Origin of the sequence: Tahibacter aquaticus (assembly GCF_004363655.1) — a bacterium.
Lineage (GTDB): Bacteria > Pseudomonadota > Gammaproteobacteria > Xanthomonadales > Rhodanobacteraceae > Tahibacter > Tahibacter aquaticus.
In genome coordinates this window covers 198,802-210,293 of the sequence record NZ_SNZH01000008.1, presented here as the reverse complement: position 1 = coordinate 210,293, position 11,492 = coordinate 198,802, and the positions used below count along the sequence as shown (strand labels likewise).

General features: G+C 64.7%; 10 protein-coding genes. 2 read left to right on the top strand and 8 right to left on the bottom strand.

Annotated elements, in window-relative coordinates; genetic code table 11:
• From DFR29_RS29205 to DFR29_RS14775, 3 genes are all read right to left on the bottom strand, one after another.
• Nucleotides 1-638 (bottom strand): hypothetical protein (locus DFR29_RS29205; protein ID WP_166654102.1); only part of this gene is annotated, 638 nt, incomplete at its 3' end.
• Nucleotides 639-864: 226 nt separating this feature from the next.
• The gene (locus tag DFR29_RS14780; protein WP_133819388.1) at nt 865-1,065 is read right to left on the bottom strand and encodes a hypothetical protein; all 201 of its coding nucleotides are present in this window, start codon (nt 1,063-1,065) and stop codon (nt 865-867) included.
• A gap of 95 nt (nt 1,066-1,160) precedes the next feature.
• Nucleotides 1,161-4,475 (bottom strand): PKD domain-containing protein, encoded by a 3,315-nt coding sequence (locus tag DFR29_RS14775; RefSeq protein ID WP_133819387.1) that lies wholly within the window; start codon nt 4,473-4,475, stop codon nt 1,161-1,163.
• Between the two features lie 722 nt (nt 4,476-5,197).
• On the opposite strand from DFR29_RS14775, the gene DFR29_RS14770 reads away from it, so the two are divergent.
• Entirely contained in the window at nt 5,198-5,461 is a 264-nt protein-coding gene (locus tag DFR29_RS14770) for a hypothetical protein (RefSeq protein ID WP_133819386.1), read from the top strand.
• Between the two features lie 52 nt (nt 5,462-5,513).
• Here the strand turns inward: DFR29_RS14770 and DFR29_RS14765 are convergent, their stop codons facing one another.
• The 4 genes from DFR29_RS14765 to DFR29_RS14750 form a co-directional block, all read right to left on the bottom strand.
• Nucleotides 5,514-6,179, bottom strand: a complete 666-nt coding sequence (locus tag DFR29_RS14765) for a hypothetical protein (RefSeq protein ID WP_133819385.1) — start codon at nt 6,177-6,179, stop codon at nt 5,514-5,516.
• A gap of 147 nt (nt 6,180-6,326) precedes the next feature.
• Nucleotides 6,327-6,746 carry a hypothetical protein gene (locus DFR29_RS14760; protein ID WP_133819384.1) on the bottom strand — a complete coding sequence of 140 codons (420 nt, stop codon included), beginning with the start codon at nt 6,744-6,746 and terminating at the stop codon, nt 6,327-6,329.
• 242 nt (nt 6,747-6,988) lie between these two features.
• Nucleotides 6,989-7,354, bottom strand: coding sequence for a VOC family protein (locus tag DFR29_RS14755; RefSeq protein ID WP_133819383.1), 366 nt, complete (start codon nt 7,352-7,354; stop codon nt 6,989-6,991).
• Nucleotides 7,355-7,364: 10 nt separating this feature from the next.
• Nucleotides 7,365-8,867, bottom strand: coding sequence for a pyridoxal-phosphate dependent enzyme (locus tag DFR29_RS14750; RefSeq protein WP_166654101.1), 1,503 nt, complete (start codon nt 8,865-8,867; stop codon nt 7,365-7,367).
• 104 nt (nt 8,868-8,971) lie between these two features.
• On the opposite strand from DFR29_RS14750, the gene DFR29_RS14745 reads away from it, so the two are divergent.
• Entirely contained in the window at nt 8,972-9,460 is a 489-nt protein-coding gene (locus tag DFR29_RS14745) for an Lrp/AsnC family transcriptional regulator (RefSeq protein WP_133819381.1), read from the top strand.
• 19 nt (nt 9,461-9,479) lie between these two features.
• Here DFR29_RS14745 and DFR29_RS14740 read toward each other — a convergent pair whose 3' ends face one another.
• A complete protein-coding gene (locus tag DFR29_RS14740; RefSeq protein WP_133819380.1) occupies nt 9,480-11,492 on the bottom strand; it encodes an acetyl/propionyl/methylcrotonyl-CoA carboxylase subunit alpha in 2,013 nt (670 codons plus the stop codon).

Below are 11,492 nucleotides of genomic sequence, written 5' to 3'. Positions count from 1 at the left end.
ACCAGGTTGCTGCCGAATTGCACAATGTTGCCATTGGAAATACGGAAGAAAAGATTGGCACCCTTGACCTTGACGCCGTTCTTGGACTGGGCCAGCTCGATGAACCAGTGGGTATTGCCTTCGCCGTAGGCGACGCTGCCCTGCGGATCGAGCTGGAATTCCAGCCCGTCGGTCTTGAGCAGATCGCTGTTCTCGGCGATGAAATCGAGCAGGCGGGCCTCAACGACGGCCATGTCGACGGTTTCGCCGGAACGCAGGCCCAGCGAGGCCGTGCTCAGCGAATTGCCGCGGCCAGGGATCAGCGGCACGCCGGAACCCTGGATCAGGTTGGGCCGGTCGGCGCGGCGGTCCCAGCGCATTTCCCAGGTGCCGGGATGACGGCTGAGGAAATTCTGCGCGGCCGGATGGCTGCTGCTGCGCTCGCCGAGCACGACGCTGGCTTCGAGTTCGGGCTGTACCTGCAGCTCGGGTGCCAGGAACGCACGCGAAAGCTTGGGTTTGCTGGTGCCCAGATCGGGCTGGATGGCGTGGACAGATGCGGATGCGGCAAGCAGACCCAGTAGCAGCGGCTGCAGCCAGCGCGCGGCGATACCGGCCGGGCGCTTCTGACGAAGGCCAGACAAGACAAAACGATTCATTGGACCTCTCCCTCCAAGAAATTACTGTGGGTGAACGCCACAGTTCCTGCGGGATCCGCTCAACGCTGCTTGCAGGCATCAATCCATAGAGCTGCCAGCGGGCAACCTTGACGATCCTCTCCCCCCCGGGAAACAGGAGCCGAAGCCAGTCGATGCTTAGTGAAGCTGCATGCGTATTGCAACGAGAAAAACAATCGGCAGGGTATAGACGTTCACTTTGAGTGACTTACACGCTGCCATCGGCGGTGGCGGGACTGTCTGCCCGGCGGTCGGGCCGCGGCTTGCGCAAATCGGCATTCGGAAACTCGTGCACTTTCCAGTCACGAACAGTCGTTTGAAATTTCGCCGATTCGTTCAAAGCGTGCTGCAGTGCCGCTTTTTCTCGCACTGCAGCAATGCACGCGTACCCATTGCGTATCGCTTTCAAACTATGAATCCGTCCACAAAAAAAGCCCCGGCACGCGCCGGGGCTTTTCGTTCACAGCAGCAGCAGCGGCGAATCACCGCGGCTGCGCGAAGCCGTCAGAACGTAATACTCCAGCTGTCGATCTTGCCCGTATCGCCGGGGCCGTTGTCGTTGACGCGCAGGTTCCAGGTGCCGTTGAGCAGTTCGCTCGACAGGTTCAGGGTCACCGTCTTGTTGATGTTGTCGGTGCCCGCACCGGTGCGGTTGTGGATGTTGTACAGCGTGCCGTCCGGCGCCACCAGGTCGACCTTCAGGTCGCCCTGGTAGGTGTGCACGATCGCCACCGTCACCGAGGCATTGCTGGGCGCGTTGCCACTACGGCCGGATACCACGATCGGGCTGTCCACCGTGGTGTTGTCGGTGATCGCGTAGTCGGTGGTATTGGTATACGTCTGTACCGTGCCGCCACCGGTGGTATAGCTTCCGGTGATGCTCAGGCCCGAATACGCCGCATAGCCGCTGACCAGCACGTAATAGGTACCGGCCTGCGCCGTGGCGATGGTGCAGGTTTCGGCATTGCTGCTGCCTTCGGAACGGCAATCGTTGGTCGTCGTCGTCGGCTGCGAGCCGAAGCGTGCGTACAGGTCTGCATCGCCGGTGCCGCCGCTGGTGACGAACTTCAGATTGCTCGCGCCAGCCGGCACGACCATCGTGTAGAAAGTGCTGGAGCCGGTCGCGCCCGTCTGGCCGGTCAGCGCAACACCATTCGTCAGCACGTTGCCCGAGGGCGCCGTGACCGTCACCGATGCGCTCTTGGTATTGGTCGCGCCGCTGTTGTCGGTCACCGTCAGCGTGACCGAATAGGTGCCGGCTGCCGCGTAGGTGCGTGTCGGGTTGGTCGCGGTCGAGGTGCCGCCGTCGCCGAAGTTCCAGGCGCGCGAGGCAATCGTGCCGTCGCTGTCGGTAGAGCTGTCGGTGAAACTGGCGGTCAAGCCGCTGGTGCTGGACGTAAAGTTCGCCACCGGCGGCACATTGCTACCGCTGGATACGGTCACCGAAGCGGTCTTGGTATTCGTGGCACCGCCGTTGTCGGTCACCGTCAGCGTGACCGTATAGGTGCCAGCCGCGGCATAGGTACGGCTCGGATTGGTCGCCGTCGAGGTGCCGCCGTCGCCGAAGTTCCAGGCGCGCGAGGCAATCGTGCCGTCGCTGTCGGTCGAGGCGTCGGTGAAGCTCACCGTCAGGCCGCTGCTGCTGGAGGTGAAGTTCGCCACCGGCGGAACATTGGTGCCACCGCCAGAACAGGTGGGACGCGTGCCGCAGGCGATGCCGTGGGCATTGAACGCATCCCAGATGCGGCAGGCATTCGGCGTGCCGTTGGCCAGGTTGCCGTCGTTGTCGTCGGCAGCGAGGTAGACCGTATACCAGTTGTTCGCACCGCAGCCGTTCACCGTCGCCGCTGCATTGCATTTGCCGCCGGCAGTGACCTGGTAGGCACTCTTGCTCGGCGTCAGGCTGGCGTACCAGATCTTGTCCATCTGCGCCCAGCCCGCCGTGGAACCATGCACCGACACCAGCGCCTGGGCCAGATCCCAGTTGGCCGAACCGGCGATATACGACTCGCAATGGCCTTCATAGCCCATCGGGCCCTGGTACGGCGAAATGCCGTTGGCCAGATACGGACAGGCCCAGCGATCGCAATTGGTGCTGGCGTCGGCCGTCACGTTGGACGGCTTGGCCACCACGGCCGCGCCCAGTGTGCTGAACGCCCCCACGTCGCGCACGCCCGAACAGGTGCTAGCGCAGTTGTAGCAGGCCGTGCCAGCGCTGTAGAAGCCGTCGCCGATGCACGAGTCCTTGGTTTCGAGGAAAGCGAAGGTATCGCCCACCGCTTCGCCGGAGCCGTATTCGCCGGCCGCGCCGCCGCTGTTCTGGTCCATGCCATGGCCCCACTCGTGCAGGAACACGCCAGGGATTTCGCCGGTATTGGCACAGGCCGTGGTGCCGGAAGTGCCCGACTTATAGAAATTCGCCGCCGTGCCGTTCCAGGTCGCGTTACAGACCTGATTTACGTTCATGTTGGCAGTCACCTTGCTCGCGATCCAGCTGTTGCTGGGCAGGAAGGTGACTGCCTTGCGGTTGATCTTGGTCAGGTAGTAGAAGCCGTTGCGCGAGGCACGCGTATTGCCGTTGCCGCCGGCACCGCCGGCCGCACCGCAGTCGGTACCGGTATCGGTACCCAGGTGCAGGTTGCCGTCGGTGGAGTTGCTCAGGCTGATCGAACCGCAGGTGTCGGTCATCTTGAAGAACTTGCCGTCGAGCGTGACCGAAGCCGCGCCGCCGCTGTAGTCATAGATGCCCAGTGCGTCGGTGACCTTGGCCGTGCCGTTGGTCACTGCCGCGAACGGCATGGGCCGGATCACTTCCGGCAGCGTGTTGACGGTTTCGAAGATGCCGCCGTCGACGACCGCGTTCACGTTGCGGTTGAAGTTGCGCACTTCGATCACGCGGTTGGTCTTGGCGTCCACGCGCAGGTCGTAGGTGGTCGCATCGCCGTTCACGCGGAACAGGAAATGCCAGGCCAGGCGGTGCGCATAACCGCTGCCGTCAGCACCGGAGAAGCCTTCGCCGGCAGACTTGCCGTCAGCGGCAAACGGCAGCAGCTGCAGCTCGCCCTGTTCCAGCCATTCGGTGACCTGGGTACCGGCAGGGAAGGCCAGCTCGGCGAAGGCCAGATCGAAGGCCTTGACCGGACGCGACACCGGAATCGTATCTGCCTGCACCGGCGCAACCAGGTTGCTGCCGAATTGCACAATGTTGCCATTGGAAATACGGAAGAAAAGATTGGCGCCCTGCACCTTCACGCCGTTCTTGGATTGCGCCAGTTCAATGAACCAGTGCGTATTGCCTTCGCCGTAGGCGACGCTGCCCTCGGGATCGAGCTGGAATTCCAGGCCGTCGGTCTTGAGCAGATCGCTGTTCTCGGCGATGAAATCGAGCAGGCGGGCCTCAACGACGGCCATGTCGACAATTTCGCCGGAACGCAGGCCCAGCGAGGCCGTGCTCAGCGAATTGCCGCGGCCAGGGATCAGCGGCACGCCGGAACCCTGGATCAGGTTGGGCCGGTCGGCGCGGCGGTCCCAGCGCATTTCCCAGGTGCCGGGATGGCGGCGCAGGAAATTGGTCGCGGCGGGATAGTTGCTTGAGCGTTCGCTCAGGATAACGGTATCCGAAAGTTCGGCCTGCACCTGCAGCTCCGGCGCCAGGAACGCACGCGTCAGCTTGGGCTTGGGGTCGAACTCGGACTCGGGCTGGATGGCATGCACGGAAGCCGAAGCAGCGAGCAGACCCAAGAGCAGGGGGCGCAGCCAACGCGCAGCCGAGCTCGCCGGGCGCTTCATGCGAAGGCCGGATAAGACAAGACGATTCATGAACTTCTTCCTCCAAGAAGAACTGTGGGTGATCGCCACAGCCCCTGCGAGGTCCGCTCAGTGTTGCTTGCAGGCATCCATCAATTCGAGCTGCCGACGGCAACCATGACGATCCTCTCCCCCCCGGGAAACAGGCGCTGAAGCCTTTCGATCGTTAAACAATCCACGAGCGAATGCAATGTGCATATGGAACATTACCGGTATATTTTTTCTAAGTGGCTGAGTTGCCGGCCTATTGAGCCGGCGCCCCAGCCAGCCCAGGGCGCGGCCTGGCGCACCTGCAGGCGAAAAACAACCGGCCACACTGACGGTGCTGCGCAAATACCTGCAGCCGTTTGAAAATGTCGATACAAATTCAACGTCCGGCACTAGGCCTGCCGGCCTATATCGGCGCTGGCCCGGCCCGCCGCAACACCGAGTGCCACCTCCGCCACGCTATGCTGCATTGCACAAGCAGAAGCCAGGCAAGCTGGGAGGGGTGGACCCGAAGATCACGGCCGCCGCTTGTTCAGCCCACCGAAGCGGACTGTACCGTTGTGAGCCGACGGGACACGGATACGCCTGTCGGGCCGAAAGGGGGGCTGGTCGGAACAGCGGCCAAAGCGGCTCCGCCAGGCAGCCGGCGCGCTGGATAATCGCGCCTCCGGTGAGCGAAGATTCGCCCGCTGCGCCTTCACCCTGAAGCGGACACGTCCGTCCGCCGACCGCGCCGAGGAGACCTTATGCGCCTGCTACTCACTTTCCTGCTCGCCTTTGCCTCGGCTCCGCTGCTGGCCACCGACTGCGACGAATGCCTGGCCAAGACCGGCTGCGCGCCACAGCTCAAGGAATGCCTGGCGAAATGCGCCAAGGGCGACGACCGCTGCACCGAAGCCTGCGAACTGAAAGATCACGAATGCGCTGTACAGGCACGCGGCAGCTGCTCCCTGAAATGCGAGCAGGTGATGGCGTCGGTACAGCCGATCTGGGCGAAGCAGAACCGTTGAAGGTTTGAAAACAACCGGCCGCGCAAGGCGGCCGGTTGTGTGTGTCAGCGGTTCAGAGCCACTCGCACCAGTGCTTACGCAGCCGCTGGCTGGCCTGATGGGTGTAGTGCGTCGTTATAGGTTGTTCGCGATCGCGATAACGAAAGCGGCATTCGACGCCGGCAAACGGCGGCTTCCAGTAAATCGGCTGCCAGTCTGCCGTTTCTGCATAAACTTCCGAACCCGGCTCGACCTCGTCCTCTTCGCGCACCGCTTGTAAGTAACGTTTCAGGCGCACCTGATCTGTCGCCACGACGCAACGTTGATGGACCTTGTCCTCGCCGAAGTCATATTCGTCGGAGATATAGTCGGCCCAGCTCGGTCGCGCGAACTGTTCCCACGCTGCACCACCCTGCGGCGTCAGCAGCAGATGCACCGTCTGCCTCAGTTCCACTTTGCTAGCAAATGCAAACTGGAAGGTAGCTCTGTCGGCGGGAATGCATTCGTCGGCATTGCCAAATACGCGACTGAGGCGCGCCCAGCCTCGATCGACCAGCCGTTTCAAGGTCCGTTCCAGCTCCGGCCTGCCCATGCCATGGCCACAACAGTTCATCACTTCGTCGATGGTGTTGTTGTTCCAGGGAGGACCTTCAGGAAGCTTCAGGATCCACAAGGGAAGATTGTGCTCGACCGCTTTGGCGAGTAGCCAATACTCGCCACGAGTAAGACGCGGGGACATCAGAAAGCAGGCGGAAGAGTGAGAGAAGGAGTCGCGCCTGCGGTGCGCAGACTGCCGCAATCGGGAAAGCCTGTCCAGCGCCAGACCGTGCCGCCCAATGTCGCGACAGTGGGCAGGCCGCTGTTGCGGCCTGCCCAGACTACGCCATCAGTACTGCGGATACAGCTCGACGTTGTTGATCACGATCGGATAGTTGTAGCCGGCTTTCTTGGTCGCGGCGAAAGCCGCCAGCAGGTTGTAGCCGACCAGGCCGTAGTACGTGGCCGAGTTGGCGCAGGCGCTGGTGATGTCGCCCTGGCTGGCTGTGGAGAAGAATTTCTCCAGCTTGGTATAGGGCGTGGTCTGGAAATTGCCCGGCAGCGAATACCAGGCCGAGGCCGAGGTCAGGCCCCAGTACCAGGTCGTGTCGGTGCCTTTCTGGAAATAGCAGACCAGCGAACTGCTGCCGGCTTCGGCCGCGGGCACGGCCTTTTCGGAACGGTCGGTCTTGTTGGCCGGCCCCGCCGCGGAAGCGGCGAGCGGCAGGAAGGCGGCGAAAGCGAGGGCGAGCGCGCAATGCAATTTCATCGGGAAATACTCCGGATAACTCTAGACAGGGGAACCGTGCGGCAGCATTGCCGTCGGATGTGATTCGCAACAGTCGATCCGGAAGCGCCCGACAGCATGCCGCGCACGTCCGGCCATACGCCAGCGCCATCTGCGCAAAACTTGCCTTCGCTTCTTTTCCAAGCTGTCACATCGCACTGTTGTCTACAAAGCGCTCAGGTGGTGACGGAACTATCACGCGCTGATCGGCCCATCCGCAGCGATCAGCCTGCCCGATGACAGACAAACTCGATATTGTGCCCGTCAGGATCCTGCACGAAGCCGGCATAGTAGTTCGGATGGATACGCTCCAGCAGCGCCGGCGCACCGTTCTCGCGGCCACCGCTGGCGAGCGCGGCGGCATATGCCGCGTCGACCGTGGCGCGGTCGCTGCAGTTGAACGCGACATGCGGCCGCGGTGCGGACGGGCCGCCGGGTTTGAGCCAGAAATCCAGTGCCTCCATGCTGCTGCCGAAACCGTTGCTGGCACCTTGCACGTGCAGGGCATAACCCAATGGCGCGAGTGCACCGGCAAAAAAAAGCGTGGACTGCGCCGCATCGGCGACGAGCAGTTCGACGTGGTCGATCATGTGTTTCTCCTTAGGGTTTACAAAGCCAGGTATGGAATTGTTCCTGCGTGATATTGCTGCCGCAGAGCACGGCCGCGACGCGCTTTCCGGCAAATTCCTGCCGCAAGGCATGAATAGCGGCCAGACCGGCCGCGCCGGCCGGTTCGAGCACGATGCCCGCGTGCTGTTGCGCCAGGCGCATCGCGGCAATCAGCGCGGCATCGTCGACCTCGACAACAGCGTCGACCAGTCCGTGCATATCGTCCACCGCTTCGGCAATCGGCACGCGCACGGCAATGCCGTCGGCGATGGTGGCTACGCGCTCGCCGACGATGCAGGCGGCGCCGCGTCCGGCGCGCCAGCTCCGTGCCATCGCGTTGGCGCCGGCACTGACTACGCCGACGATGCGCGTGGCCGGTGCGCGCGCCTTGCTCCAGCGCGCCATGCCGTTGAGCAACGCGCCGTTGCCGAGTGGAATCACGATGGCATCCAGCGCCGGATCGTCGGCCAGCAGCTCCACCGCGATGGAGCCGGCGCCTTCGCTGATCGCCGGCTCCAGACCATCCTCGACCAGTTGCTCGCCGCTTCGCGCCGCATGCACGCGCGCCGCTGCCTTGGCCGCATCGAAATCGGCACCGTGCAGATGCACTCGCGCCCCCAGCGCACGCATACGTTCGAGCTTGAGCGGACTGGCGCTGGTCGCGGCATATACGCTCAGTTCCGTGCCGCGCTTGCGGCAGGCATAAGCCAGCGCCTGGCCGAAATTGCCGGCACTGGCACAGACCAGTGCGCCGTGCTCGCCGCGCGCCAGGCGCTGCGCCAGGTACCAGTCGGCACCGCGGCCCTTGAAGCTGCGCAGCGGGTTCATAGTTTCCACTTTGAGTGTAAGTTCACACTTCAGCAATTCTGCCAGCGGCTCGCAGACGTACTGCGGGCTGTGCAGAAAAGCCGGATCTATGCCCTGTGCGGCCGCGGCGATACCGTGCAGCGACAGGCGATGCTGCGACCGTGCCGCATCCACCAGCGCGGCGCGCTCGTGTGCGCTGCGGATCGCTTGCGCACCTTCGGCGCGGTCGCTCATCAGCACGCCGTCGAGGTGATCGAGTTCGTGCTGTACCAGTTCGGACAGATCCTGCGGCAGGCGTTCCCAGCGCCGCAGGCGATAGGCAAGATCGCGGTATTCGATCGAGACCGAGCGATGCCGGCGCACGCGCACCAGCTGGCCCGGCAGGCTGAAGCAGTCATCCCACAGGGTGAAGATCTGTTCGTCGCGCCAGACGACCTGTGGATTGATCAGGGCCAGCGGTCCCGCGCCCAGGTCCAGCACCACGATGCGCCGCGCAATGCCCAGCTGCGGTGCGGCGATGCCTCGGCCATGGCCATATTCGGCGCGATACGCGCGCAGGCAGGCGGCCAGGGCGTCGACCACGGCGATCACATCGCGGTCGATGGCCTCGACCGGGCTGGCAGGCTGGCGCAGGCGCGCGTCGCCGTCGGTCAGTATGGGCAGCAGGGTCGGATCTGGGCCGGGCATGTCTCGTCCTCGTCGCGGATGCCGTAGCCTATGCGCGCAGCGTCGTCGCCAGGCCGCATTCAGGGCCGCGGCGATGCGCCCAAGCCGCATTCGAACCGCACGCCATGCACAACGACGACAGCACCGAACTCGACTCCTTCGATTACCGCATCCTGCAGCGCTGGCAGGCCGATACACGCCTGCCGGCCAAAACCATTGCCGACGAGATCGGCCTGTCCGTCGCGGCGGTGCAGCGCCGCCTGAAGCGCTTGCGCGACAGCGGCGTGATCCGGCGCGAAGTGGCCGAGCTGGAGCCGCGCCCGCTGGGGCTGGCAGTGACCTGCGTCGTCATGGTCGACCTGGAGCGGGAAAGCGCCGCCGACCTGGAACGTTTTCGCCGCAAGATGCTCGCCGCCGCCGAAGTGCAGCAGTGCTACTACGTGACCGGGCAAAGCGATTTCGTGCTGATCGTGCTGGTCAGCGATATGGAAGCCTATGACGCGTTTACGCGGCGCACCCTGCTCGACGACACGAACGTGCGCAGTTTCACCACGCATGTGACGCTGGAACGGGTAAAGACCGGCGCGGGCCTGGCCCTGCGCGACAAGCCCTGAGGCGTGCCGCAACCACCGCTCAGCGCGGCTGTATCGCGACCAGCAATTGCCGCGCCTTGACCTGCTGGCCCAGCACACAGGCGAGCTGCAGCACCACGCCGTCGCTGCCGGCGACGATGGAAAACTCCATCTTCATCGCTTCGAGAACGGCGACGACGTCGCCTTTGCCCACGGCGGCGCCGGCCCGCGTATTCAGCGCGACGATCCTGCCGTCCATCGGCGCCAGCAGGCGGCCGTCGCCCGCCGCCTCGGCGCTCGCTGCGGGTGCATACGTCAGGTCTTCGTAGCACAGGGTCAGTCCGTCCAGGGCCAACCACAGCCGCGTGCAGTCGCGCGCAAAGGCCGCGTGGCGGCGCACGCCAGCCGCCTCGAACCACGCATCGCCCTGGCCAAGCTGCACCAGCTTCAGCGACTCGCTGCACGTGTCCTCGCCCGCCAGCTCGACGACATGGCTGCCATCGGACTCACGGCGCAGGCGGCAGCGGGTTTCGCCGCCATCGTGGCCCAGGCGCAGCGCCGTCGCATCGCCGGGCGAGCTATGCCAGCCAGCCAGGCTGGCGGCAAACCCTGCCGAAGCCTGCAGCGCCTGCGCATCGAGACCGTGCAGCAGCAGCGCAGCCAGCGCGCGGTGGCGGCTGCCAGGCCGGCGCGCAGCGCCGATCGCCGGGGCCGGAAAATGCTGGCTGATGAAATGTGTAGAAATAGTGCCTTCGACAAAAGCCGCATGCGCCAGGATCGCCGCCAGCAGGTCGCTATTGCTGGCCACGCCGAACAGCACTGTCTCGTCCAGCAACTGCAGCAGCTTGCGCCGCGCCGCCTCGCGAGTGGCGCCGTGCGCGACCAGCTTGGCCTGCAGCGAATCGTAGTACGGGCCGATGTGCTGTCCCTCGATCAGTGCGTGATCGACGCGCAGGCCTTCGCCCTGCCGCGTGCGCCAGGCCAGCACCGGGCCGGCCTGGGGCAGGAAATCGCGTGCCGGATCTTCGGCGCACAGGCGCACCTCCATGGCCCAGCCGTTGCGGCGCGCAAGAATCTCCGCCTGCGTCAAGGGCAGCGCTTCGCCGCGGGCAATACGCAACTGCCATTCGACCAGATCGACGCCGTAGACCAGCTCGGTCACCGCATGCTCGACCTGCAGGCGGGTATTCATTTCCAGAAAGTAAAAACTGCCGTCGGGCGCGAGCAGGAACTCGACCGTGCCGGCGCCGACATAGTCCACTGCCCGGGCCGCGGCAACTGCTGCCGCACCGAGGCGTGCACGCAGGTCCTCGCTGACCGCCGGCGAGGGCGCTTCCTCGACCACTTTCTGGTTGCGCCGCTGTACCGAGCACTCGCGCTCGCCCAGCTGCACGATGCTACCGTGGCGGTCGCCGAATACCTGTACTTCGATATGGCGCGCATCGACCACGGCTTTCTCGATCAGCAGGCGGCCGTCGCCGAACGCATTCGCCGCCTCCGAACGCGCCGACTGCAGCGCCGCACCGAGCGATGGCGCGTCGTGCACCAGGCGCATGCCCCTGCCACCGCCGCCGGCAGCGGCCTTGATCATCACCGGCAGGCCAACCTGCAGGGCCGCGGCCGTCAAGCCGGCGTCGTCCTGCACCTCGCCGTGGTAACCGGGCACGCAGGCCACGCCGGCGGCGAGCATGCGCTGCTTGGCTGCCGGCTTGTCGCCCATGGCCTCGATGGCTGCTGCGTCCGGGCCGATAAACACCAGGCCAGCCTGCGCGACGGCGCGCGCGAATTCGGCACGCTCGGACAGAAAACCGTAGCCGGGATGGATGGCCTGCGCGCCGCACTGCCGGGCCGCGGCCAGAATCGCCTCGATGCACAGATATGACTGCTGTGCCGCAGCCGGTCCTATGCACACCGACTCGTCGGCCAGGCGCACGTGCAAGGCATCGCGATCGGCCTGCGAATACACCGCGACCGTGCGATAGCCCAGGCGGCGGCAGCTGCGCAGTATGCGCACGGCGATTTCGCCGCGGTTGGCGATGAGCACCTTGTGGAAGACGGCCTGCGGGTCGTTCAT